This is a genomic window from Azonexus hydrophilus (genome assembly GCF_038368255.1).
Classification (GTDB): Bacteria; Pseudomonadota; Gammaproteobacteria; order Burkholderiales; family Rhodocyclaceae; genus Azonexus; species Azonexus hydrophilus.
This window is the reverse complement of record NZ_CP151406.1, coordinates 3,249,347-3,272,749: the sequence shown is the minus strand read 5'-3', so window position 1 is coordinate 3,272,749 and position 23,403 is coordinate 3,249,347. Positions and strand designations below refer to the sequence as shown.

The following is a 23,403-nucleotide window of genomic DNA, read 5'->3' as shown; positions in this document are numbered from 1 at the left end:
ATGCGTCCGCTGCCGACCCTGGCCTACGGCCTGCTGGCACTGCCCCTGGCATTCGCCGCGCTGCCGCTGTATGTCCATGTGCCGGCCTTCTACGCCAATGTCACCGGTCTCGATCTCGGTCTGCTCGGCGGCATCCTGCTGCTTGCCCGCCTGCTCGACGCCGGCATCGATCCCTGGCTGGGCTGGCTGGCCGACCGGGTGTCGCGTCGGCGCATGGTGGCCTTGTCCTTGCTGCCTTTTGGTCTCGGCTTCGTTGCCTTGCTCAACCCGCCGGTAGAGCACGCTGCGCCGTGGCTGCTGGCCAGCCTGCTACTGACTTACGCCGGCTTCTCAGCCGCCACCGTCGCCTACCAGGCCTGGGGTGCGGCGGTCGGCAACGACGCGCCGGAGCGCACCCGGCTGGTCGCTTCGCGCGAGGCTTTCGGCCTGCTCGGCGTGCTCGTCGCCGCCGCCCTGCCGGCCCTGCTGGCGGCCGCGCTCAACGACGGCATCGCCCGTCTGGCCTGGGTCCTGCCAGTGCTGCTGGTGCTTGCCGGCGGCGTCACCCTGGCCCGGGTTGGCGAAGGTGATCCACGGGTGGCGGTCAGCAGCGCCTTGCTGCCGGCACTGCGCGCGGTGCTGCGCGATACCGCCTTCCGCCGGCTGTTGCTGGTCTTCATCTGCAACGGCTTCGCCGCGGCGATTCCGGCGACGCTATTCCTGTTCTTCGTCGCCGACATCCTGCAGGCGGAGAGCGCCAGCGGTCCGCTGCTGGCTGCCTACTTCCTGGCCGGGGCGGCGTCGCTGCCACTGTGGCTGAAGCTGTCGACGCGCATCGGCCGGCCGCGCGCCTGGTTGCTGGCGATGGGTCTGGCCATGCTCGCCTTTGCCTGCGCCGGCCTGCTCGGGCCGGGCGATGTCGCGCTGTTCGCCGTCGTCTGTGTGGCGTCGGGGCTGGCGCTAGGCGCCGACCTGGCCCTGCCGGCGGCGCTGGCGGCCGACCTTGGCGAGCGCCAGGGGCGTTCGGGTGCCTGTTTCGGGGTGTGGAACTTCTTCGCCAAGCTCAATCTGGCGCTGGCCGCCGGCATCGCCCTGCCGCTGCTCGGCGTCTTCGATTACCGGCCGGGCAGCGATCAGGGGCAAACCGCCCTGATCCTGGCCTATGCCTTGCTGCCGCTGCTGTTCAAGGCGCTGGCCGCCATCCTGTTGTGGCGCTGGCGCAATTCACTGGAGGTCGAATCATGAAACTACTGGCTGCTGCCTTGTTGTCGCTGGGTCTGGCCGCCTGCGCCACGCCCGGCGTCGAACATTACCGGGCCGAGCAACCGCGCCTGGTCCTCGAACAGTATTTCTCCGGCAAGCTCGACGCCTGGGGCATGTTCCAGGGCCGTGACGGCGCCGTGCAGAAGCGCTTCCATGTCGTCATCGATGCCAGCTGGCAGGGCGATACCGGTGTGCTCGACGAGCATTTCACCTGGTCCGACGGCAGCACTTCGCGCCGGGTGTGGACGCTGCGCCGGCAGCCCGACGGCCGCTACATCGGCACCGCCGACGACGTCGTCGGCGAGGCCATCGGCGAAGTCTCGGGCAATGCGCTGCGCTGGCGCTACGTGCTGGCGCTGCCGGTCGACGGCAAGGTGTACCACGTCGATTTCGACGACTGGATGTTCCTGATCGACGACAAGGTGATGCTCAACCGCTCGCGCATGTCGAAGTGGGGTTTCCACCTCGGCGAAGTCACGCTGAGTTTCACCAAGCGTTGAGCCGCGACATGGCAGGTAATCCGCGAATCAAGGACTGGTCGGGCAAGCGGGTCTGGCTGCTCGGCGCCTCGACCGGCATCGGTGCTGCGCTGGCGAAGTTGCTGGCGGCGCACGGCGCCCGCCTGGCGCTCAGCGGCCGGCGCGCCGAGGCGCTGGCGGCGCTGGCCATCCCCAGCGCCCGCTGCCTGCCCTGCGACGTCACCGACGCCGCTGCCCTGGCTGCCGCCACCGCCGAGCTTTGCCGCGAGTGGGGCGGCATCGACCTGGTCGTCTACCTGGCCGGCGACTACCTGCCGATGGGCGCCGACAACTTCGACCTGGCGGCGGCCGAGCGTCTGCTTGAGGTCAACTTCAATGGCGCCCTGCGCCTGAGCGCCGCCGTCCTGCCCGAACTGCGCCCGGGCGGTGGTATCGCCTTCGTCGCCAGCGTTGCCGGCTACCGCGGCCTGCCCAAGGCGCTGGCTTACGGTCCGGGCAAGGCGGCGCTGATCCACTTCGCCGAATGCCTGTACCTCGACCTGGCGCCGCGCGGCATCGGTGTCTGGGCGATCAATCCCGGCTTCGTCGCCACCCGCCTGACGGCGCAGAACGATTTCGCCATGCCGGCGCTGCTCACGCCGGAGGCGGCGGCGCAGGCAACGCTCGATGGCCTGGCCGGCGGCGCTTTCGAAATCCACTACCCGAAGCGCTTCACCCGCGTCCTCAAGCTGCTCTCGCTGCTGCCCGACCGCTGGTATTTCCCCCTCATCCGTCGTTTCACCGGAGGCTGACATGAAGCTGGATGCCCTGATCGACTTCTACCATACGCTGACCCCGGAGACCGTCGGCCGCTTCGCCGAGTTCTACGCCGACGACGCCTGGTTCAAGGACCCGTTCAACGAGGTGCGCGGCCTGCCGGCCATCGAACGCATCTTCCGCCACATGTTCACCCAGGTCGGCGAGCCGCGCTTCGTCGTCACTGAAACTGTCAGCGATGCCGGTGGTGCCATGCTGGTGTGGGAATTCAGTTTCCGCGTGCGGCTCTGGGGCAAAGGCGAGACGCAACTGATGCGCGGCGTCTCCCACCTCAAGTTCGACGCCGCCGGCAAGGTCAGCCACCATCGCGATTACTGGGACACCGGCGAGGAGTTGTACATGAAGCTGCCGCTGATGGGCGGCCTGTGGCGCGGGCTGCGCCGGATGCTGGCGGCCTGATTCAGGCGACGGCAGGTTTGCCGCCGTCGACCACCTTGACGTGCGGGAAGGGTATCTCGATGCCCAGTCGGTCGAAAGCCAGTTTGGCCCGGCGCAGGTATTCGCGGCGCACCCCCCATTGCTCGCCCGGGGCGACCCGGAAGCGGCCGCGGATGACGATGGACGAAGCAGCCCATTGGTCGACGCCAGCGATCTCCAGCGGCGCCAGTATCTTGCTGGCGTACGCCGGGTCGTTGCTCAATTCGTCACCAATGTCCTGCATGACGGCGATGACTCGGTCCACATTTTCACCGTAGCCGACGCCAAGATCGATCACCGCATGGGCGAAACCCTGGCACATATTGGTGACGACGGTGATCTGCCCGTTGGGGACGAAATGGACGTTGCCGCCATAGTCGCGCAGGCGCAGGTAACGCAGGGTCAATTCCTCGACGGCGCCGGTCTTGCCGCCGGCTTCGATGACGTCGCCAATGCGGATCTGGTTTTCCAGCAGCAGGAAGAAGCCGGTGAAGTAATCCTTGACCAGGCTCTGCGCGCCGAAACCGATGGCAATGCCGGCGACACCGGCGGCGCCGAGCAGCGGCGCGACCGAAATGCCGAGTTCGCCCAGCATCAGTAGACCGGTGACCACGCTCAGGATCACCGTCAGGGCGTAACGGAGTACGCGCGATAGCGTGCGAACCCGCTGCGCTCCCTCAAAGTTTTCCTGACGGCTGGCGATCAGTTCGCGGAATTTTGGCGCTGTGCGGTTGATCAGGTATTGAAAGAACAGGGCCAGCGTGAAGATGGTGGCAATCCGCAGCGGGGTGGCGAATTGCTGGAGCAGATTGTGTAGTGACCCCGGGTCGCTGGGTAGCATGTTGTTCTCCTGTTTGCTTGGTTTATTGGTTGATTTTCAAATCAAGTTTGCGTTGTATAAATAGGATTTTGTTTAAATTATATTTTGAATCATATAGATGGCTTGTTACAATGTTTGACGCGGCGGCAAATTGCATTGGTTATCAATGTAATTTGTTCGTGTCGCACCTCAGGGTGCGACGGTTTTTTTGCTGTTGATGTCCTGTGGTTTCGCCGCTCCGGGGGGCGTCCGGGAGTGACGCAATGCTATTGGCCACCGACCTTGACGGAACCTTTCTCGGCGGTTCGGCGGAACACCGCCAGACCCTTTATCAACTGATTGCCGGCAGCCAGGACATCCAGCTGGTGTTTGTCACCGGGCGCGGGCTGGAGGCGGTGATGCCGCTGCTCGCCGACCCGCTGGTGCCGACACCCGACTACATCATCTGCGATGTCGGCGGCACCATCGTCGAAGGCGCTTCGCTGCAGCCGGTGCAGCCGTTGCAGGCCGATATCGACCTGCGCTGGCCCGGTGAACGGGCGGTGGCCGAGGCGATGGCGCAGTTTCCCGAGCTGGAGCGTCAGGAAGTACCGCAGCAGCGGCGCTGTTCCTATTTCTGTCACCAGGATGCGGTGACTCCCGCCTTGATCGAGGTGGCGCGCGCGCTCGATTGCGAAGTGCTCTATTCGGCCAGCCGCTATCTCGACCTGTTGCCGGCCGGCGTAAACAAGGGCAGCAGCCTGCGCGCGCTGGTCGCCCAGCTTGGCGTCGCCGATGATCAGGTACTGGTGGCCGGTGACACGCTCAACGATCTGGCAATGTACGAAGCCGGTTTCCAGGGTGTCTGCGTCGGCGATTCGGAACCGGCCCTGCTGGCGGCCACCGCCGATCTGCCAAAGACGCTGCATGCGAGCGAGCCAGGGTGCGGTGGCATCCTGGAAGCGATTGTCCATTTCTCGCTGCTCCAGCCGGGTTATCTCGACGCGGCGACGGTCAGCGCCGAGCGCGGCCCGGCCGAACTGGTCATGGTCTATCACCGCCTGCCCTACGAGGAGCACCGGATCAACGGGCGGATTGTGCAGCGCCGGCCGAAGTCACCGAACGGCATCATTCCCACTCTGCTTTCCTTTTTTGGGGCGGGGCGGCGCGGTTCCTGGGTTGCGTGGAGTATCCACGACGAGGCAAACGATCCGCCGTTCGAGGTGCATACCACCGTTGACGCCAAAGCCTACCCGGGGCTGCTGGCGGCGCGGGTGGCCTTGAGCAAGGATGAGGTCGACGTCTTCTACAAGCGTTTTTCCAAGGAAGCCTTCTGGCCGACGCTCCATACCTTCTGGGAGCGCGCCGTATTCCGTGAGGAAGACTGGCAGGTCTTCCTCGCCGTGAACCGCAAGTTCGCCGAGCGCGCCGCCGCGGAAGCGGCCGAGGGCGCGACCATCTGGTTACATGACTACAACCTGTGGATGGTGCCGGCGGTGCTGCGCGAGCTGCGCCCGGATGTGAAGATCGCCTTCTTCCACCACACTTATTTCCCGTCGGCCGATGCCTTCAACGTCCTGCCTTGGCGCCGCGAAATCGTCGGCAGCCTGCTACAGTGCGACTACATCGGATTCCACATTCCGCGCCAGGCGGAGAACTTCGTCGATGTCGCCGCCGGTGTCGCTTCGCTGCAGATTCTCGAACGCCGCGCCTGCGCGCCGCGCTACCTGACTTATGGCTGCGCCGTCGGTCTGGAGACGATGACCACGCGGATCGAGGTGCATGGCCGGCAGATCGGCCTGGGGGCGCATCCGGTCGGTCTCGATCTCGGCCGTATCCGGCAATCGCTGCAACATCCGAAGACACCGGGTCGGCGGGCGGCGATCCGTAACGAATTTGCCGGCAAACGTCTGGTCCTGTCGGTCGAGCGCCTCGACTACACCAAGGGCACGCTGGAGAAGATCCGGGCTTTCGGCGATCTGCTCGAACGCAATCCGGAAATGCGCGGGAAAGTCTCGCTGGTCGTGGTCTGCGTGCCGGCGGCCAAGGAAATGACCATCTACGACGAACTACAGGTGCAGATCGAACAGGCGGTCGGCCGGGTCAACGGCCACTACGCTGAAGTCGGCTGGTCGCCGATCCGCTTCTTCTTCCGGCCGCTGCCCTTCGAGGAAGTGGTCGCCTGGTATGCGGAAAGCGACGTGATGTGGATCACCCCGCTACGCGACGGCCTCAACCTGGTGTGCAAGGAATATGTCGCCACTCAGGGGCAGACCGGTGGGCGCGGCGTGCTGGTGCTGTCGGAGTTTGCCGGTGCCGCCGCCGAACTGCACGGCGCCCTGTTGACCAATCCGCACGATCCGGCCGACCTGCGCGAGCGCTTGCGCCAGGCCATCGAAATGGACCCGGTCGAGCGTGATTCCCGGCTACGCGGTTTGAACGAGATTGTCTGTAACAACGACATCGATCGCTGGGGGCGAGAGTTCCTTGATGCGGTTGCTGCGGTACCAGGCAATAGTTGAGTCTTCATTTTCCGTTCATCCGGCGCAGGTAAACTGCGCCTGTTTCGTATCAAGGTCTCCCGTTCATGCAACAACTCGACGCTTGGCTGAGCCGCCTGACCGGCGGCGACGCGACACTGACGCTCGTCGTGCAGGTTTTCCTGGTGGTTTCGGTGGTCGTGGTCGGCAATTTCCTGCTCCGCCGCCTGCTTGACCGACTGGCCGCCCGTACCGCCCAGACGGCCAATCCCTGGGATGAGGCGCTGGTTAATGCAGCGCGCCGGCCCTTGCCGCTGCTGGCCTGGATTGTCGGCCTTGCGTTCGCCGCGCGCATCGTCCAGAGCGAAGCCGATGCCCCCGTGTTCGAGGCCGTCGGTCCGCTGCGTACGATTGGCGTCATCGGTTGTCTGACCTGGTTCCTGGTTCGCCTGATCGCCAACATGCAGGCGGCCATCATGCAGCGTCAGCTTGAGCGTGGCGAGGCGGTCGACCGGACGACCGTCGACGCGATCGGCAAACTGCTGCGGGTATCGGTGCTGATCACGGCCACGCTGGTCGGCCTGCAGAGTCTGGGATTCTCGATTTCCGGCGTGCTGGCCTTCGGCGGGATCGGCGGCATCGCCGTCGGTTTTGCGGCGAAGGATCTGCTGGCCAATTTCTTTGGCGGCTTGATGGTTTATCTTGACCGGCCATTTGCCGTTGGCGACTGGATTCGTTCGCCGGACAAGGCGATCGAGGGTACGGTCGAGGACATAGGCTGGCGGTTGACGCGCATCCGTACCTTCGACAAGCGTCCGCTGTACGTGCCGAATTCGATTTTCACCCAGATCGCGGTCGAAAACCCGTCGCGCATGAGCCACCGCCGGATCAAGGAGTACATTGGCGTACGCTACGATGACATGGGTGTTGTCGCCCGCATCGTGGATGACATCAAGGTCATGTTGCGGGCGCATCCGGAAATCGAGCAAACGCAGACGATGATCGTCAATCTCGATACTTTCGGACCTTCGTCGGTCGACATCCTGGTCTACACCTTCACCCGGACCACGAACTGGATCGCGTATCACGAAATCAAGCAGGACGTGCTGCTCAAGATTGCCGACATCGTCAGCGCGCACGGCGCCGAAATCGCCTTCCCGACTCGCACCCTGCATCTGCTGCCGGGTGATGAGTCGCTCAGCGCTCCGCCGCAGTCGGTACCGGCTCCAGCATCTCGATGACCGCCGGGGTGGTGCGCACCATCGGCGTCATCGGGGTCTGATGTTCGATATCAGCCGGCGCTCTGGCCGATAGCCACCAGGCGGTGCCGGCCAGCAGGCACTGGGTGCCGACAAACCAGGCCGGCAGGGCGGCCGGACCGAAGTGATGCATCAATGTGCCAGCAAGGAAGGGACTGATGCTGGCGCCAACGCCATGCAATAGCAAGAGGCTGGCGCAGCCGGCGATGATTTCCGGTTTTTCCAGGCGATCCATCATGCGGGCGACGGCCAGCGGGTACATGGCGAAGGCAAAACCGCCGTAGGCGAAAACCGCCAGCAGTATCCAGAACAGGCCGTGGGCCGACGCCAGCAACAGGCCGCCAGCGAGTACGGCGGCGATCAGCGCGATGATGCTGATCACGTGGCCGCGATCCAGGTGGTTGGTGACGATGCCGATCGGCCACTGGAAAGCGGCGCCGCCGATGATGGCGACGGTCATGAACCAGGCGACGCCGTTGTGGCCGAGGCCACTGGTATCGGCCCAGACTGGCGCCAGGCCCCAGAAGGCGCCCTGGGCGAAACCGGAGAGCAGGCCGGCGGCACAGGCGACCGGCGCGCGCTGGAAGAGCGTGCGCAGGGCGATGCCGTGAACTTCCTCGACCACCGGCTGAGCCAGCCGCGTCGCTGCGACCGGCATCACGGCAGCGCAGATCGACAGCGCCGCCAGCGCGAACAGCACGTGCCCGGCCGGGTCGCTCCAGTGCAGCAATTGCTGCGCCAGCGCCAGCGAACCGAGATTGACCGCCATGTAGGTGGCGAAGATGCGGTTGCGCTGGGCCGGTGCCGCATGGCTGTTGAGCCAGCTTTCGATGGTCGTGTAAAGACCGACCATGCCCATCCCGGTGATCAGGCGCAGCAGCCCCCACACCCAGGGGTTGGCGAGCAGTTCGTGGAGCAGGGCGGCGCAGGCGATGGCGGCGGTAAAGAAGGCGAAGGCACGCACATGGCCGACGCGGCGGATCATCATCGGCCCGAGATAGGTACCGGCCAGAAAGCCGACAAAGTACATGGCGCCGATGCTGCCCAGCGTCTGGCTGTCGAAACCTTCGATGCCGCCGCGCACGGCGAGCAGCGTGCCGAGCAGGCCGCTGCCGAGCAGCAGCAGGGCGACACCGAGGAGCAGGGCGGTGAGGGGGAGAATCTGGGTCATCGCGGCTGGAGGTGAGGCAAGGCCTTCATTGTGCCCCGGATCGGCGGCGAATTGCCGAATGGGTACGCATTGTTACAGTGGTAACGGCGCCGTAACATCGCCCGGCTAAGCTGTCGCGATGATCATCGCCGCCCGTTCCCTGTCGCTAACTTGCCTCTGCCTGCTGGCGGCGATTGCCCTGAGCGCCTGTTCGCCGCGCGCGCTGGTGATCACCAGCCTGGCCGACGAGCTTGCCGGGCAAAGCCAGGGGGCGGAAAACGACCCCGAACTGGCGCGCGATGCCGCACCTTTCTACCTCAAGTTGTCCGAAGCCGTGCTCGCGCAACAGCCTGGCCATGCCGCACTGGCCGAAGGCCTGGCCGCGCGCATGACCGAATACGCCTACGCTTTCGTCGCTTTCGAGGCCGACCGCGTCGAGCGCGACGACCTGGCCGCTGCCGACCATTTACGCCGCCGGGCTGCCGGCCTCTACCAGCGGGCCAGCCGGCACGCATTGCGCGCGCTGGAAATTCGCCATCCCGGCTTCGCTGTAGCGCTGGCCGATCCGTCGGCGAGCGTGACGCTGCCGGCAAGCGATACCGGTCTCGCCTACTGGGCTGCCGCCGCCTGGGGCAGCTGGATCGCGCTGGCCAAGGACGATCCTGAAATCGTTGCCGACTTGCCGCTGGTCGTCCGCCTCGCCGCCGTGGCCGAGGCCGCCGACCCCGACTGGGGTAACGGCGCCCTGACCAGCCTGCGGGCGACGCTGGAAGCGGCGCGTCCGGGCGGCGACCGGGCGCTGGCGGCGCGCTGGTTCGACGCCGCCATCGCGCGGGCGGCTGGTGGCAGCGCCGCCGTTTTCGTCGCCAAGGCGGAGAGCATCGCCCTGCCGGCGGGCCAGCGCGAAAGCTTTGAAACCCTGTTGCGCCAGGCGCTGGCCGTGCGCGACACGGCCGGCAGCCCGCTGACGCTGCAAAACGAAGTCATGCGCCGCCGTGCGGCCTGGCTGCTCGAACAGGCGCCCGACCTGTTCTGACCCGGAGAAATCATGAAGAAACTGCTTGCCGTCCTCTGCCTGGGGAGCCTGTTGTCGCTGCTGGCGCCTGTCGCTTCCGCCCAGGAGCAGCAACTGCGCATCGGCACGCTGGCGCCGAAAAATTCGCTCTACCACCGCCAGTTGATGGGCCTGGGCGAAGCCTGGCGCAAGGCTCAGGGCGGCGGTCGTTACCTGGTCTATCCCGACGGCAGCCAGGGTGGCGAGACCGACATGGTGCGGCGCATGCGCATCGGCCAGTTGCAGGGAGCGCTGATGTCGGTGGTCGGCCTGCGCGAGATCGAGCCGTCGATTGCCGCCTTGCAGGCGATGCCGCTGATGTTCCGTAGCTGGGAAGAGGTCGATTACGTGCGCGAGAAGATGCGCCCGGCGATGGAGAAGAAATTCCTCGATCAGGGTTTCGTCGTGCTCGCCTGGGGCGACGCCGGCTGGGTGCGCTTCTTCTCGAAGAAGCCGGCGCGCCATCCCGACGATTACAAGTCGATGAAGTTCTTCGCCTGGGGCGGCGAGGCCGAGCAGCAGGAAATCATGAAGCGCCTCGGCTACACGCCGGTGCCGCTGGAAACCGCCGACATCCTGCCGGCGATCCAGACCGGGATGATCGACGCCGTTCCGTCCACGCCCTATTTCGCGCTGGCGACGCAGATCTACAACACCGCCGGCAACATGCTCGACCTCAACTGGGCGCCCATCGTCGGCGCGCTGATCGTCACCAGAAAGTCGTGGGACGCGATGAGCCCGGCCACCCAGCAGGCGGTGCGCGAAGCCGGCGCCAAAGCCGGTGCCGAAATCCGTGCCCAGGCGCGCAAGGAAGTCGACGAGGCGGTGGCGGCGATGCAGAAGCGCGGGCTGACCGTGAATGCCCCCGACGCTGCCCAGATGCAGGCCTGGAACACGCTGGCCGAACGCCTCTACCCGCAGATTCGCGGTCGCCTGGTGCCGGCGGCGACCTTCGACGAGGTCGTCGGACATCTCAAGGATTTCCGTGCCGGCAAGCGCTGAGCGATGAAGGCGCTGGCTCGTCTGGCGTCGTTCGACGCTGTTCTCGCGGCCGCCGCGCTGGCGCTGATGCTGGCCATGCCGCTGGTCGAGATCGTCCTTCGGCCGCTGTTCGGCGTCGGCATCGCCAACGCGCCGTCCTTCGTCCAGCACGCCGGCCTGGTGCTGGCCATGTTCGGTGCGCTGGTCGCTGAGCGCGGCAACCACCTGACTTCGCTTGGCGCCGGTTTCGCCGCCGCCCGCGATGAACGCCTGCGCCGCTGGGCCGGGCGTTACGCCCGGGCCGGTTCGGCCGTGCTCTGCGGCATGCTGGCGCAGGCCAGCGCGACCTTTGTCCTGGCCGAAATGGAGATGCCGCGCGACATCGCCCACGGCATTGCCGGCTGGTGGTTCATGCTCGCCATGCCGCTGGGTTTTCTGCTGCTCGGTGCGCGCTTCGGCTGGCGCCTGGAGGCTGGCCTGCCATGGCGGATCGCTGCGCTGCTGGCGCTGCCTGCCATCGGCTGGTTGTTCGCCCAGCAGTACGACGGCCAGATGTTGGCGCTGTGGCCCTTCGCCGTCGGTCTGCTGCTCCTGTTGCTGTGCGGCGCGCCGGTGTTCACCGTGCTCGGCGGGCTGGCGCTGGCCCTGTTCTGGAGCGAGGGTCAGCCGCTGGCGGCGGTGCCGCTCAGTCATTACCAGATCACGGTGAATCCCTCGCTGCCGGCCTTGCCGCTGTTCACTCTCGCTGGTCTGGTGTTTGCCCGTACCGGCGCCGCTGCCCGCCTCGGCGCGCTGTTCACCGCGTTGTTCGGCGGCGGCGTGCTCGGCACGGCCCTGGCCGCCGCCGTACTCTGCTCCTGCTTCACCGCGCTGACCGGCGGCAGCGGTGTGACCATCCTGGCGCTCGGCGGCCTGTTGCTGCCGCTACTGATGAAAGCGGGTTTCCCGGAGCGCCGCGGCATCGGTCTGGTGACCAGTGCCAGCGCGCTGGGCGTGCTGCTGGCGCCGTCGGTGCCCCTGATCATGTACGCGATCATCGCCCGCGTGCCGATCAACACCATGTTCCTGGCCGGCATCCTGCCGGCGCTGGTGATGATCTTCTTCCTGCTGGTCGTCGGCGGCTTCCTGCGCCGTGGCGAACAGCGGGCGGCGGTACCGCCATCACGCCCCGATTTCGCTGTCGCCCGTCGCGCCGCCTGGGCGGCCAAATGGGAAATCCTGGCGCCGGTGGTGGCGGTGGGTTCGCTGGTCGGCGGCTTTGCCACGCCGACCGAGAGCGCGGCGCTGACGGCGGCCTATGCCTTGCTGACCCAATCGCTGCTGCACCGCGAGATCGATTTTCGCGGCGTGCTGCGCGCGCTGGTCGATTGCGCGCAGGTGATCGGCGGCATCATGCTGATCCTCGGCATGGCGCTGGGGCTGACCAATTTCCTGGTCGATGCCGGCATCCCGGACCGCGCCATCGACTGGGTGCAGTCGGTGCTGCCCAACAAATGGACCTTCCTGATCGCGCTCAACCTGTTCCTGCTGCTGGCCGGTGCGCTGATGGAAATCTACGCCGCCATCGTCGTCCTGGTGCCACTGCTGCTGCCGATCGCGCTGGCCTACGGCATCGACCCGGTGCATTTCGGCATCATCTTCCTGGCCAATCTGGAACTCGCCTACCTGACGCCGCCGTCGGGCATGAACCTCTACTTCTCGTCGGCGATGTTCGGCAAGTCGCTGCGCGAGGTGGCGGTGTCGGTGCTGCCGGCGGCGCTGGCGATTTTCCTCGGGGTGTTGACCATCTCGCTGCTGCCTTTCCTGGCGACCTGGCTACCTTCGGTGGCCGGCTTCTGAGGCGCAAGCCAGGCTTCGATCTTCTCCCACAGCCAGCTACCCGAATGGGTCTTGCCGTCGAGCACGTAGTCGATTTCGTTGGCGTTCTGCAGCGTCAGCTTGAGGCGGTTGAGGGTGGGCAGCGAACTGGCGAACAGCAACTGGTCGCCGGCGGCCAGCTCGAAGTCGTCGTCGGGCAGCAGGTGAATCCGGTCGCTGCGCTCGACCAGTAGCGGAATGACGGGCAATTGCCGGCTGCGGTCGCTGTCGTCGCGCAGGATTTCGGCCAGGTTGAAGGCCCGGCCGCGCATCAACGACAGCCGGGCGGCAGGGGCTTCCGAGGCGTTCAGGCGGATGCTCCAGACCGTCGGGGTCAGGCCGTTACACAGACCTTGCAAGCGTTCGACCAGCGCATGGCACCAGCTTTCGTCGCGCTTGCTCAATTCGTTGAGGAAACGGGCGAGCAGCGGGGTGGTCAGGATGGCGATGCACTCGTGGGCAACGATGTGGCTTGGCACCATCGCAAATTCCGGGCCGTAGGCCTGGAACAGCGCGCTGTTGGCGGCCTGGTTCTGGCGCGTGACGACGAACAGATCGGGCTTGAGTTCGGTGGCGGTGACGGCGATCGACAGGTTGTTCACGTCGTTGTCGCTGCCGGCAATGATGCCGGAGGCGTCGGCAATACCGGCGGCGATCAGGGTTCTGGCTTCGGTGCCGTCGCCGACGATGCGTTCGTCGCCGCCGGGCGCTGTCGGGTCAATGATGCTCAGGCGAATACCGGCAGCCTGCAGGCGCTCGCCGACGGCCTGGCCGAAGCGGCCGTAACCGCAGAGTATCCAGTGGCCGTGCGGCGGCCGGTGCGGGGCCGGGATCGGCGAGTCCGGCAGGCTGGTCAGCAACTCGATCAGGCGGAAACGTTCGGGCGCGGTGACCGCCAGTGCCAGGTGCTCGGCGAAACGCTCAAAGGGGTTGATGATGTGGTCGGTGTTGAACGACGCCATGTTGGCGGTCACCGACGGGCTGCGTGCGCGGGCGATGATCGGCAGCTTGGGCGCGAGCAGGTGGACGGCGATGGCAATCGCCAGGTTGGCGTGTTCGTCATTGGTGACGGCCAGTACGCCACGGCATTTCGGGTGTTGCAGCCCGGCCAGCAGCAGGTTGTCGGGTAGGCTGGCATCGGCGGCCAGCGCCGGGGTGTCGGTCTTGAAGTCGAGCAGGTCGAGTTCCTCGACGCGCAGTTCGTCCTTTTCCAGCACCACGAAGGCCTGGCCGAGGCGGTCGAAGTTGCGGCAGATCAGCCCGCCGGTCTCGCCGCAACCGCAGACCAGGTAGAAGGGTTCCTTGAGCCGGCGGACGCGGCGCTGGAAGCGGCTGGTGGTCAGCGTGTTCTGGAAGCCTTTGTCCTGGAGCAGCGCGATCAGCGTGATCAGCGCGTATGACCAGCCGACCACCGATAGGTAGATGCAGACGATGACCCACAGTCGCTGGGCGTCGGAGAAGGCATTCGGGATTTCGCCGAAGCCGATGGTCGTCGCCGTATAGCTGATGAAGTAGAAAGCGTGGAAGAAGGATAGCGGCGGTGCCGGATTGCCGTCGCCGTCGACGCCGGGGACCAGCGTCAGGCCGAAGACCGAGATCGCGTAGAGAACGATCAGCAGGATGATCGGCGCACGCATGCGCCGCAGGACCAGGAAGAAGGTGCTGTTGACCACCGTTGGCTCCGCGTCAGCGGCGCAGCATCACGGTTTCCACAATCAGCAGGATGACCGACACGACGTTGGCGAACAGCGCGCCGCCGGACAGCGAGACGACGCTGGACGTGACCGAGGCGGTCATGCCCTCGCCGGTGACATGCACGGCAACGCCCCAGGTGACGGCGGCGGCGATCAGTTGCAGGTCGGCGACCAGGCTGGTGGCCAGGTGGATGGCGCCGATCTGCGTGCGGTCGCCGAACTTGAGCGCGGTGGCGATCAGGCTGACGACCAGTGCCGCCGCCAGTTCATAGACGTGGTGCAATTCCGGGCGGTCGATGTCGCCGAGGAAAAAGCCGAAGTTCAGGGTCGCCGCGAGGACGATGAAGAAACCGAAAACGACTTTTTCCAGATTCATGCTGGTGATTGCTCCAGATCAGCGGGCTTCGACTGGTGCCGTCAGCGGGGCCGTCTTGCGGGCGCCGAGTGCCTGTTCGTCGAGGCGGCGAATGTCTTCGTCCGACAGTACTTCCAGGATGTTGACCACCTTGCGCACGCCGGCCGTGGTGCGGGCGACGGAAATCGCCACCTTGGCCTCACGCTCGTTGACCACGCCCATCAGGTAGGTAGCGCCACGCTCGGTGACAACCTTGATGTGATTGGCCGAAATCTGGTTGCTGTCGACCAGGCGGGCCTTGACCTTGGAGTCGATGAAGGAGTCGTTGCTGCGTTGCCCCAAGGTCGAGATCGGGCCAACCACCAGTTCGTTGTATACCTCGCGGACGCCCTCGATCCTGCGCGCTTCTGCTTCGATGGTCGATTTTGCGTCCTCGTTGGGAACTTCGCCGGTGATCAGCAGCCGACGGTTGTAGGAGGTGAAATTGACCCGTGATGTCTCTTTGTATTGCGCGGGAATACGTGCGCGGGCGCGCCATTCGGTGGTTTCGTCGTCGGCCTGGGTGCCGGTCGAGCGGCGATCGTGGATGCTCATCACGCCCACGGCCGCACCGGCGACGACGGCCGGAAAGCAGCCCTGCAGGGCTGGCATGGCGAGGGCAAGAACGATCAGGGAAAGGCTGAGGCGGTTTTTCATGTCATTCGACTCCAAGTAGCAGTGCGTCGATACCGTCGCACAGGCAGTGGATGATCAGAAGATGCGTTTCCTGGATGCGCGCGGTGCGGTCGGCCGGGACGCACAGGTGGATGTCGTCGTCGCGCAGCATTTCGCCGATCTCGCCGCCGCCCTTGCCGGTCAGCGCGATGATGCGCATGTCGTGTTCGTGGGCGGCCTTGATCGCTTCGATGACGTTGCCGGAATTGCCTGAGGTCGAGATGGCCAGCAGCACGTCACCGGCGTGGCCGAGGGCGCGGACCTGGCGGGAAAAGACGTGGGCGAAGCCGTAATCGTTGCCGACTGCGGTCAGGATGGACGAGTCGGTGGTCAGGGCGATGGCCGCCAGTTCCTGGCGCTCGGCCTCGAAACGGCCGACCAGTTCAGCGGCGAAATGCTGGGCGTCGGCGGCCGAGCCGCCATTGCCGCAAGCCAGGATCTTGCTGCCGTTGAGCAGGCAGGCGGTCATCGTCTCGATGGCGGCGGCAATCGGTGCCGACATCGCATCGACGGCATTGAGCTTGGTCTGGGCGCTGTCTTCGAAATGCTGGGCGACGCGGGCAATCAAATCCATGGAACGGGGTCTTCGTGATGGGGAGTGCATGATTCTACATCACAGCTCGAGGTAGACCTCGACGATGACGCGCCGCCACGGGTCGGGATGCTCGGTCAGGCTGGCGACACGCCCGCGCAGGCGCTCGCCCTTGTCCATCGCTGCCGACAGCGCCCGGTTCTGGACCCGGGGCAGATAGCCAAGCTGGTGGCCCTGCCAGTCGACGCGGATGGCGCGGGCATCGTGACGGTTGTCGGCTTCGCGGACCAGGTCCAGTTCGTCACCGACGCGGATCTGCGACCAGAAGGTGCCGAGCGCATAGTACTGGCTGCCGGCCAGCGGCGAGGCCTGGATCAGCAGGCGGATGGACTGCGCTTCGGCGACAGTTAGCCAGAGCGCGAGACTAAGCGTCGCCAGTAAACGCATCGCGTAGCCATTCCAGACGTTCGCCGTCGATCAGCACGCAGTCGAAGCGGCAGGCGCAATCGCCCCGCCAGGCCAGCCAGTGGCGGGCGGCGAGCACGATGCGGCGTCGCTTGGCGGCGGTGATGCTGGCGCCGGCGCCGCCGAAATCGCTGCGGCTGCGCTGGCGGACTTCGACGAAGACCAGGGTTGCGCGGTCGCGCATGATCAGGTCGATCTCGCCGCCGCGCACCCGGAAATTACGCGCGATGAGGCGCAGGCCGCAGCCTTCGAGATACGCTGCGGCCAGTGTTTCGGCTTCGCGACCGCGCGCCACGGTGGTATCGTTGGTTTTTGTCCGCATCGCAGAAAATGACAAATGAATTGATTGCGGCATTGTACGTCGTGCCGACGCCGCTGGGGAACCTCGCCGATCTGACCCGCCGGGCTGAGGACGTCCTGCGCGCCGTGCCCTGGGTCGCCTGCGAGGACACCCGACACAGTGCGCCACTGCTCAAGCAGCTCGGCGCCCGCGCCAGAACCCTGCCAGCGCACCAACACAACGAACACGAAGCGGCTGCCCGCATCGTCGACAAGCTGCAGGCCGGCGAAGCTGTTGCGCTGATTTCCGACGCTGGTACGCCGGGGATCTCCGACCCCGGCGCGCGCATCGTCGCTGCCGTCCGTGCTGCCGGTTGCCAGGTCGTGCCGCTGCCCGGCGCCTGCGCGGCGACCACTGCGCTGTCCGCCGCCGGCCTCACCGACGAGCACTTCCTGTTCTACGGCTTCCTGCCGAGCAAGGCCGGGCAGCGCCGGCAGGCGCTTGAAGCGCTGGCGGGGCATGCCTACGCACTGGTCTTCTACGAGGCGCCGCACCGCGTGCTCGACACTGTCGCCGAGATGGCGGAAGTGTTTGGCGAACGCACGCTGGTGGTCGCCCGCGAACTGACCAAGCTGTTTGAAAACATCGACGCCCTGCCGCTGAACGGTGCGCTCGAATGGTTCAAGGCCGACCCCAATCGCCAGCGCGGCGAATTCGTCCTGATCGTTTCCGGTGCGCCCGCCGATGCCGCCAGCGGCGAAGGTGAGCGCGTACTCAAGCTGCTGCTCGACGAAGGCCTGGGCACCAAACAAGCGGCCAAACTGGCGGCAGCGATCAGCGGCGAAGCGAAGAATGCGCTGTACGAGCGCGCCCTGGCGCTGAAGTCGGCAGATTGAGCCCATGAGCTCGGTTATGATGCGGGTATTGCCCGAATCCGCCACTTGCGCATGACCGAGAACCAGAACCCCGAGCAACAGGCCCGCGACCGTATCGACGCACAACTGCGCGCCGCCGGCTGGGTCGTTCAGGCGAAGAGCAAGGTCAATTTCAGCGCTGCTAGCGGGGTTGCCGTACGCGAATGGCAAACCGACGTCGGCCCCGCCGACTACGTGCTCTTCATCGACAAGCAGGCGGTCGGCGTCATCGAAGCCAAGCGTGAGGAAGAAGGCCAGCATCTCACCGTGCACGAAAGCCAGACCGAAGGCTATGCGGCAGCCAAACTGAAGTGGGTGAACAACAAAGCGCCGCTGCCATTTCTTTACGAAGCTACCGGCGCCATTACCCGCTTTACCGACGCCCGCGACCCCAAGCCGCGCTCGCGGGAAATTTTCAGTTTCCACCGCCCGGAAACCCTGAGCGACTGGCTGAATGAAGGCAAAAGCCTGCGCGCCCGCCTCGCCGAACTGCCGCCGCTCAACCCCGGGCACCAGCCCGCAAAAGAACTCCGCCTGCGCGACTGCCAGGAAACCGCCATCACGAATCTGGAGCAATCCTTCCGCGAAGCCCGGCCGCGCGCGCTGATCCAGATGGCCACCGGCGCCGGCAAAACTTATACGGCGATCACCAGCATCTACCGCCTGCTCAAGCACGCTGACGCCAAACGCGTGCTCTTCCTGGTCGATACCAAAAACCTCGGTGAGCAAGCCGAGCAGGAAATGATGGCCTACGTGCCCATCGACGATAACCGCAAATTCACCGAGCTTTACAGCGTCCAGCGGTTGAAGAGCAGCTTCGTCGACAAGGGCGCCGACGTCTGCATATCGACCATCCAGCGCCTCTACTCGCTGCTACAGGACAAGGAACTCGACGAAGCCGCCGAAGAGATCAACCCGGCCGAGCTGACGCAGCCGAAAGCCCCGCCGCCCGTCGCCTACAACGCCAAAATCCCGCCCGAGTTCTTCGATTTCATCTTCATCGACGAATGCCACCGCAGCATCTACAACCTCTGGCAGCAGGTGCTCGACTACTTCGATGCCAGCCTGATCGGCCTCACCGCCACGCCCGACAACCGCACCTACGGCTTCTTCAAGAAGAACGTGGTCAGCGACTACAGCCATGAAAAAGCCGTCGCCGACGGGGTGAATGTCGGCAACGAAATCTACCTGATCGACACCCAGGTCAGCCAGCAAGGCGGCATCCTCGCTGCCCAGCAGCAGGTCGAAAAGCGCGAACGCCTGACCCGCAAGAAGCGTTGGGAACAGCAGGACGAAGACGCCGCCTACACCGCCAAACAACTCGACCGCGACATCGTCAACCCGGACCAGATCCGCACTGTCGTCCGCGCCTTCCGCGACAATCTGCCGACCATCTTCCCCGGCCGCGATGAAGTGCCCAAGACCCTGATCTTCGCCAAGACCGACAGCCACGCCGACGACATCATCCAGACCGTGCGCGAGGAGTTCGGCGAAGGCAACGCCTTCTGCAAGAAAGTCACCTACCGCGCCGCGCAGGACAAAAAGCTCGCCGACGGCAGCGTGCTGGAAGGTGAGGACCCCAAATCCATCCTCGCCCAGTTCCGCAACGAATACCACCCGCGCATCGCCGTCACCGTCGACATGATCGCCACCGGCACCGATGTGAAGCCGCTCGAATGCCTGCTCTTCATGCGCGACGTCAAAAGCCGCAACTACTTCGAGCAGATGAAAGGCCGCGGCACCCGCACGCTGGACATGGACGACCTCAAGAAGGTCACCCCCAGCGCCAAAACCGCCAAGACTCACTACGTCATCGTCGACGCCATCGGCGTCACCAGATCGCTCAAAACCGCCAGCCAGCCACTCATCACCAAGCCCGGCGTGCCGCTCAAAGACCTCGCCATGGGCATCCTGATGGGCGCCTGCGACACCGATAGCGTCTCCTCGCTGGCCGGCCGGCTGGCCCGGCTCAACAAACAACTCGATGCCGACGACCAGCGCCGTCTGCGCGAAGCGGCCGGCGGCGTCGAACTCAGTCACTTGGTCAGCAAACTGTTCAACGCCATCGACGGCGACCTGATCGAAGCCCGCGCCCTTGAACTGGCAGGATTACCCATCGGCAACGACCCCGGCGACACGCTGCGCGACAAAGCCCAGCAGCAACTGGTCGGCGAAGCGGCGGCGCTGCTGAACGGCGAATTCATCGAACTGATCGACACCATCCGCCGCGAAAAAGAACAGACCATCGACCACGACACCCTGGATACCGTCACCTACGCCGGCTGGAGCCAGGACAGCGCCGCCCAGGCCGAAGCTCTGACCGGCGAGTTCGCCGACTGGCTGGCCGCGAATCGGGACGAGATTGAAGCGTTGAGCATCTTCTTCGCCCAGCCCTGGCGACGGCGCGAAGTCACGCTGAAGCTCGTGCGCCAGGTGCTCGACAAGCTCAAGGCCGACAAACCCAGACTCGCCCCGCTGCGCATCTGGCAAGCCTACGGCCAACTGGACAGCTACAATGGCGCCCCGCCCGAACAGGAACTGACCGCGCTGGTCGCCCTGATCCGCCGCGTCTGCGGGCTGGATGAAAAGATCACCCCGTTCGCCGACACTGTGCGCAAGAACTTCCAGACCTGGATCATGCAGCACCACGCCGGCGGCGCCGATAAATTCAACGAAGAACAGATGAACTGGCTACGCATGCTCCGCGACCATATTGCCCACTCCTGCCACGTCGACCGCAGCGACCTCGACTACAGCCCCTTCGACGCCCAGGGCGGGCTGGGGAAAATGTGGCAACTGTTCGGCGAGGGCATGGACCCGTTGCTGGATGAGCTGAATGAGGCGTTGGTGGCGTGATGGGGGAATTTCCAGCCTCATGGGTGTTGCTGCCAGTCAGCGAGGCCGTCCGTAACGTCACCCTTACGGACAAGAAAATCCCGCAGAAAAACTATCTTCCGAACGGAAAATTTCCCGTTTTCGACCAAGGGCAAGACTACGTTGGCGGTTACACCGATGATGCTGCGATGGTGGTTGATTGCGAGCTGCCAGCCATCGTATTTGGGGACCACACTCGCGTAGTGAAATTGGTCAACACAGCGTTTGCTCCGGGTGCCGACGGTGTAAAGGTTCTTCAGCCGAGCTCCTGTATTTTGCCAAAGCTGCTGGAACATTTTGTCCGCTATCTCGTTACCAAGATTCCAAACAACGGCTACGCACGGCACTACCAGCATCTTGCGAAATCGTTGCTGCCGATTCCTCCGCTCCCCGAACAACACCGCATCGTCGCAAAGATCGAGGAACTGTTTTCCGAACTCGATCAGGGCGTGGCCAGCCTGAAAACCGCCCGCGAACAGCTCAAGGTCTATCGCCAGTCGCTGCTCAAAAATGCCTTCGAAGGCAAGTTGACCGCCGCCTGGCGCGCCGCCCACGCAGACCAGCTCGAAACCGCCGCCGCCCTGCAACAACGCATCGCCCGCGAACGCCAGGTCCGTTACCAGCAACAACTCGCCGACTGGCAAACCGCCGGCCAAGCAGGCCCCAAACCCAAACCCCCCAAGCCCCTGCCACCGCTCACCCCCGAAGAACTCGCCGAGTTGCCTGAATTGCCGGAGGGATGGGAGTGGATCAAGTCGGGATATTTGTTCGAGTTCGTCACCAGCGGCTCAAGGGGGTGGGCTCCTTACTACTCTGACTCTGGCGCGTTATTTTTGCGAATAACGAATCTGGATTTCGATTCTTTGGCTTTGGATCTTGCGCCGGAAAAAATTCAGTTTGTGCGCCCTCCGTTGGGCGCCGAAGGGTTAAGAACTAAAGTCCAAGAAGGTGATTTCTTATTTTCCATCACTGGTTATTTGGGAATGTTTGCAATCGCACCTCGTCTGGCCGAAGCGTATGTGAATCAGCATATTGCTCTTGTGAGACCAACTAAGGGCTATTCACCAAAGTACTTTGGCTATTACGTCACTTCACAAAGTGGCGGCTTGCACCATTTGGGGAAACAAACAAAAGGGGCTGTCAAAGCCGGTTTGGGGCTTGATGACATTCAAGGTTTTCCTGTTCCGCTCTGCTCGCTCACTGAGCAGGAGCAGATTGTTCGGGTTCTCGAATCCAAACTCTCCGAAGCCGACCAACTCGACCAAACCCTCGCCACCGCGCTACAACAGGCCGACGCGCTGCGCCAGTCCATCCTGAAAAAGGCTTTCTGCGGTCAACTGGTCAAACAGGACAAAAACGACGAACCCGCCACCGCCCTGCTCGAACGCATCCGCGCCGCGCGTGGCACCGAAAAACCGGCCCGCCGTGGCCATTCTGCCAGCAGCCAACGATGAGCCGGGTTCTGAATTTGGAGATTTTGCACACAGTGTGTGCAAAATTTGCACGAACTGCCGGCCAGTGGGTTTAAGACGGAAGACGATCCATGCAAAGCGCTCGTGATATAGATCTTGTGAATGAACTCCGTGCCCAGCCCGACGAAATGGAGTGGCTGGAGTTCAAGGCGAACAATGCCGATCCGGAGATGATCGGCTTGCGTTGTTCCGCGCTATCCAATGCGGCCCGTATGGTGGGACGGGAGACGGCCTTCATGCTGTGGGGGATCGAGGATGGTAGTCATCGGGTGATGGGTACGAGCTTTCGCCCCGAGTCGGAGAAAATCGGGAAACAGCCCTTGCAGCTCTGGCTGGCGCAACGTTTGCAGCCCAGCATTGCCTTTACGTTCAGAGAGATCAGCCATCCCGACGGCAGGGTCGTTCTGCTGGAGATCCCGGCCGCGACCGGGGCGCCAGTCTGCTTCAACGGAACGCCTTACATCCGGATCGGTAGCGCAACGCCCAAGCTGACGGATTACCCCGAGCGTTACCAAGCACTGATTGATCGCATGCGCCCCTATCGCTGGGAGGGCGGCATCGCACGCCAGTATGTTTCGGGCGACGATGTGCTGGCGCTACTGGACTACAGCCAGTATTTCCGTCTGACCAAGCAGCCGTTGCCGGATAACCGGCAGGGTATTTTCGAGAAGTTGGTGGCAGATCGGCTGGTGGCGAAGGATGTGGGTGAGCGTTGGAATATCACCAATCTGGGGGCCATTCTGTTCGCCAATCGCTTGTCGGAGTTCGACGATGGGATTTCCCGCAAGGCGATCCGTTTTGTGGCCTACGAAGGCAAGACACGGGCGACGACGGTCAAGCATCGCCATGATGGTCAAAAGGGCTATGCGGTGGGCTTCGAGGGGCTGGTTGCTTACCTGAATGATCTGCAACCGAAGAACGAGCACATCGGAGCTGCGCTACGGGAGTCGCATTCGATGTTTCCCGAGTTGGCGATACGTGAGCTTGTCGCCAACGCCATGATTCACCAGGATATGACGATTACCGGGGCGGGGCCGCTGATCGAGTTGTTCAGCGACCGGATGGAGATCAGCAATCCGGGGATTCCGCTGGTTCAAACTGACCGGATGGTGGATTTGCCGCCACGTTCACGCAACGAGGCGCTGGCCAGTTTGATGCGGCGGATGAATTTCTGTGAGGAGCAGGGGAGCGGTTTGGACAAGGTGATTGAGCTGGTCGAATTGCACCAGCTTCCAGCACCATGGTTCCGTGCCGAAAACCACGCGACGCAGGTCGTTCTGTATGGACCGCGAATGTTTGCTGACATGTCGCCTGACGAGCGCGTTCGAGCGTGTTACTTCCACGCGGTGTTCAAATTCCTGAGCGGTGACAAGATGAAAAACGCCACACTGTGCGCTCGCTTGGGAATTGCCAGCAAGAACGCAGCACAGGCAAGCGCGGTGATCAAACATGCACAGGAGGCGAATCTGATCCGGGTTGCCGATCCTGAGCATCCGAGAGCAGGCTATGTTCCAGGGTGGGCTTAGTTTCTTGATCGTGTTTTGATTCTGTGGCGCAGGAATACGCAAC

Annotated in this window: 20 protein-coding genes and 1 pseudogene; 13 read left to right on the top strand and 8 right to left on the bottom strand. The window is 64.3% G+C overall.

Going from position 1 to position 23,403, the window contains the following annotated elements:
* From AADV58_RS15905 to AADV58_RS15890, 4 genes are read left to right on the top strand one after another with little or no spacing between them, the layout of a single operon-like run.
* A complete protein-coding gene (locus AADV58_RS15905) occupies positions 1-1,224 on the top strand; it encodes an MFS transporter (protein ID WP_341743684.1) in 1,224 nt (407 codons plus the stop codon).
* Positions 1,221-1,742 (top strand): DUF3833 domain-containing protein, encoded by a 522-nt coding sequence (locus tag AADV58_RS15900; protein ID WP_341743683.1) that lies wholly within the window; start codon positions 1,221-1,223, stop codon positions 1,740-1,742. The genes AADV58_RS15905 and AADV58_RS15900 overlap by 4 nt, the downstream gene beginning before the upstream one ends.
* An 8-nt stretch (positions 1,743-1,750) precedes the next feature.
* Positions 1,751-2,512 carry an SDR family NAD(P)-dependent oxidoreductase gene (locus AADV58_RS15895; protein WP_341743682.1) on the top strand — a complete coding sequence of 254 codons (762 nt, stop codon included), beginning with the start codon at positions 1,751-1,753 and terminating at the stop codon, positions 2,510-2,512.
* Between the two features lies 1 nt (position 2,513).
* The gene (locus AADV58_RS15890; RefSeq protein WP_028994306.1) at positions 2,514-2,936 is read left to right on the top strand and encodes a nuclear transport factor 2 family protein; all 423 of its coding nucleotides are present in this window, start codon (positions 2,514-2,516) and stop codon (positions 2,934-2,936) included.
* A 1-nt stretch (position 2,937) separates the two neighbouring features.
* On the opposite strand, the gene AADV58_RS15885 is transcribed toward AADV58_RS15890, so the two are convergent.
* Positions 2,938-3,795 (bottom strand): mechanosensitive ion channel family protein, encoded by an 858-nt coding sequence (locus tag AADV58_RS15885; RefSeq protein WP_341743681.1) that lies wholly within the window; start codon positions 3,793-3,795, stop codon positions 2,938-2,940.
* Between the two features lie 242 nt (positions 3,796-4,037).
* On the opposite strand from AADV58_RS15885, the gene ggpS reads away from it, so the two are divergent.
* On the top strand, positions 4,038-6,275 hold the full coding sequence (gene ggpS, locus AADV58_RS15880; RefSeq protein WP_341743680.1) for a glucosylglycerol-phosphate synthase: 2,238 nt from the start codon (positions 4,038-4,040) through the stop codon (positions 6,273-6,275).
* Between the two features lie 65 nt (positions 6,276-6,340).
* A complete protein-coding gene (locus AADV58_RS15875) occupies positions 6,341-7,474 on the top strand; it encodes a mechanosensitive ion channel family protein (protein ID WP_341743679.1) in 1,134 nt (377 codons plus the stop codon).
* Here AADV58_RS15875 and AADV58_RS15870 read toward each other — a convergent pair.
* A complete protein-coding gene (locus AADV58_RS15870) occupies positions 7,431-8,663 on the bottom strand; it encodes an MFS transporter (protein ID WP_341743678.1) in 1,233 nt (410 codons plus the stop codon). The genes AADV58_RS15875 and AADV58_RS15870 overlap by 44 nt on opposite strands.
* A 118-nt stretch (positions 8,664-8,781) precedes the next feature.
* On the opposite strand from AADV58_RS15870, the gene AADV58_RS15865 reads away from it, so the two are divergent.
* The 3 genes and pseudogenes from AADV58_RS15865 to AADV58_RS15855 form a co-directional block, all read left to right on the top strand.
* Positions 8,782-9,678, top strand: coding sequence for a TRAP transporter TatT component family protein (locus AADV58_RS15865; RefSeq protein ID WP_341743677.1), 897 nt, complete (start codon positions 8,782-8,784; stop codon positions 9,676-9,678).
* Between the two features lie 12 nt (positions 9,679-9,690).
* A complete protein-coding gene (dctP, locus tag AADV58_RS15860) occupies positions 9,691-10,698 on the top strand; it encodes a TRAP transporter substrate-binding protein DctP (RefSeq protein ID WP_341743676.1) in 1,008 nt (335 codons plus the stop codon).
* A 3-nt stretch (positions 10,699-10,701) separates the two neighbouring features.
* A pseudogene (locus tag AADV58_RS15855) lies at positions 10,702-12,438 on the top strand (TRAP transporter large permease subunit); the annotation flags it as partial.
* Here the strand turns inward: AADV58_RS15855 and AADV58_RS15850 are convergent.
* From AADV58_RS15850 to AADV58_RS15825, 6 genes are read right to left on the bottom strand one after another with little or no spacing between them, the layout of a single operon-like run.
* Positions 12,369-14,207, bottom strand: a complete 1,839-nt coding sequence (locus AADV58_RS15850) for a potassium channel family protein (protein ID WP_341743675.1) — start codon at positions 14,205-14,207, stop codon at positions 12,369-12,371. The pseudogene AADV58_RS15855 and the gene AADV58_RS15850 overlap by 70 nt on opposite strands.
* Before the next feature lie 13 nt (positions 14,208-14,220).
* A complete protein-coding gene (locus tag AADV58_RS15845; protein WP_341743674.1) occupies positions 14,221-14,604 on the bottom strand; it encodes a DUF6394 family protein in 384 nt (127 codons plus the stop codon).
* Positions 14,605-14,622: 18 nt separating this feature from the next.
* The gene (locus AADV58_RS15840; protein ID WP_281982371.1) at positions 14,623-15,279 is read right to left on the bottom strand and encodes a BON domain-containing protein; all 657 of its coding nucleotides are present in this window, start codon (positions 15,277-15,279) and stop codon (positions 14,623-14,625) included.
* Between the two features lies 1 nt (position 15,280).
* The gene (locus AADV58_RS15835; protein ID WP_341743673.1) at positions 15,281-15,871 is read right to left on the bottom strand and encodes a phosphoheptose isomerase; all 591 of its coding nucleotides are present in this window, start codon (positions 15,869-15,871) and stop codon (positions 15,281-15,283) included.
* A 39-nt stretch (positions 15,872-15,910) separates the two neighbouring features.
* Positions 15,911-16,276 carry an HIRAN domain-containing protein gene (locus AADV58_RS15830; protein WP_341743672.1) on the bottom strand — a complete coding sequence of 122 codons (366 nt, stop codon included), beginning with the start codon at positions 16,274-16,276 and terminating at the stop codon, positions 15,911-15,913.
* Positions 16,254-16,616 (bottom strand): YraN family protein, encoded by a 363-nt coding sequence (locus tag AADV58_RS15825; RefSeq protein WP_341743671.1) that lies wholly within the window; start codon positions 16,614-16,616, stop codon positions 16,254-16,256. Before AADV58_RS15825 ends, AADV58_RS15830 begins: the two co-directional genes overlap by 23 nt.
* Positions 16,617-16,624: 8 nt before the next feature.
* Between AADV58_RS15825 and rsmI the strand changes: the two genes are divergently transcribed.
* The 4 genes from rsmI (at position 16,625) to AADV58_RS15805 (ending at position 23,360) form a co-directional block, all read left to right on the top strand.
* Positions 16,625-17,470: a 16S rRNA (cytidine(1402)-2'-O)-methyltransferase gene (gene rsmI / locus AADV58_RS15820; protein WP_341743670.1), complete on the top strand. Its 846-nt coding sequence runs from the start codon at positions 16,625-16,627 to the stop codon at positions 17,468-17,470.
* Between the two features lie 51 nt (positions 17,471-17,521).
* Entirely contained in the window at positions 17,522-20,344 is a 2,823-nt protein-coding gene (locus AADV58_RS15815; RefSeq protein ID WP_341743669.1) for a DEAD/DEAH box helicase family protein, read from the top strand.
* A complete protein-coding gene (locus tag AADV58_RS15810) occupies positions 20,344-21,816 on the top strand; it encodes a restriction endonuclease subunit S (RefSeq protein WP_341744560.1) in 1,473 nt (490 codons plus the stop codon). Before AADV58_RS15815 ends, AADV58_RS15810 begins: the two co-directional genes overlap by 1 nt.
* 89 nt (positions 21,817-21,905) lie before the next feature.
* The gene (locus AADV58_RS15805) at positions 21,906-23,360 is read left to right on the top strand and encodes an ATP-binding protein (protein ID WP_341743668.1); all 1,455 of its coding nucleotides are present in this window, start codon (positions 21,906-21,908) and stop codon (positions 23,358-23,360) included.
* Positions 23,361-23,403 lie beyond the last annotated feature (43 nt).

Bases quoted from the DNA above. Each gene is read 5' to 3' on its own strand.
- AADV58_RS15905 (WP_341743684.1), top strand. From the start codon at position 1: ATGCGTCCGCTGCCGACCCTGGCCTACGGCCTGCTGGCACTGCCCCTG.
- AADV58_RS15900 (WP_341743683.1), top strand. From the start codon at position 1,221: ATGAAACTACTGGCTGCTGCCTTGTTGTCGCTGGGTCTGGCCGCCTGC.
- AADV58_RS15895 (WP_341743682.1), top strand. From the start codon at position 1,751: ATGGCAGGTAATCCGCGAATCAAGGACTGGTCGGGCAAGCGGGTCTGG.
- AADV58_RS15890 (WP_028994306.1), top strand. From the start codon at position 2,514: ATGAAGCTGGATGCCCTGATCGACTTCTACCATACGCTGACCCCGGAG.
- AADV58_RS15885 (WP_341743681.1), bottom strand. From the start codon at position 3,795: ATGCTACCCAGCGACCCGGGGTCACTACACAATCTGCTCCAGCAATTC.
- ggpS (WP_341743680.1), top strand. From the start codon at position 4,038: ATGCTATTGGCCACCGACCTTGACGGAACCTTTCTCGGCGGTTCGGCG.
- AADV58_RS15875 (WP_341743679.1), top strand. From the start codon at position 6,341: ATGCAACAACTCGACGCTTGGCTGAGCCGCCTGACCGGCGGCGACGCG.
- AADV58_RS15870 (WP_341743678.1), bottom strand. From the start codon at position 8,663: ATGACCCAGATTCTCCCCCTCACCGCCCTGCTCCTCGGTGTCGCCCTG.
- AADV58_RS15865 (WP_341743677.1), top strand. From the start codon at position 8,782: ATGATCATCGCCGCCCGTTCCCTGTCGCTAACTTGCCTCTGCCTGCTG.
- dctP (WP_341743676.1), top strand. From the start codon at position 9,691: ATGAAGAAACTGCTTGCCGTCCTCTGCCTGGGGAGCCTGTTGTCGCTG.
- AADV58_RS15845 (WP_341743674.1), bottom strand. From the start codon at position 14,604: ATGAATCTGGAAAAAGTCGTTTTCGGTTTCTTCATCGTCCTCGCGGCG.
- AADV58_RS15840 (WP_281982371.1), bottom strand. From the start codon at position 15,279: ATGAAAAACCGCCTCAGCCTTTCCCTGATCGTTCTTGCCCTCGCCATG.
- AADV58_RS15835 (WP_341743673.1), bottom strand. From the start codon at position 15,871: ATGGATTTGATTGCCCGCGTCGCCCAGCATTTCGAAGACAGCGCCCAG.
- AADV58_RS15830 (WP_341743672.1), bottom strand. From the start codon at position 16,276: ATGCGTTTACTGGCGACGCTTAGTCTCGCGCTCTGGCTAACTGTCGCC.
- AADV58_RS15825 (WP_341743671.1), bottom strand. From the start codon at position 16,616: ATGCGGACAAAAACCAACGATACCACCGTGGCGCGCGGTCGCGAAGCC.
- rsmI (WP_341743670.1), top strand. From the start codon at position 16,625: ATGACAAATGAATTGATTGCGGCATTGTACGTCGTGCCGACGCCGCTG.
- AADV58_RS15815 (WP_341743669.1), top strand. From the start codon at position 17,522: ATGACCGAGAACCAGAACCCCGAGCAACAGGCCCGCGACCGTATCGAC.
- AADV58_RS15810 (WP_341744560.1), top strand. From the start codon at position 20,344: ATGGGGGAATTTCCAGCCTCATGGGTGTTGCTGCCAGTCAGCGAGGCC.
- AADV58_RS15805 (WP_341743668.1), top strand. From the start codon at position 21,906: ATGCAAAGCGCTCGTGATATAGATCTTGTGAATGAACTCCGTGCCCAG.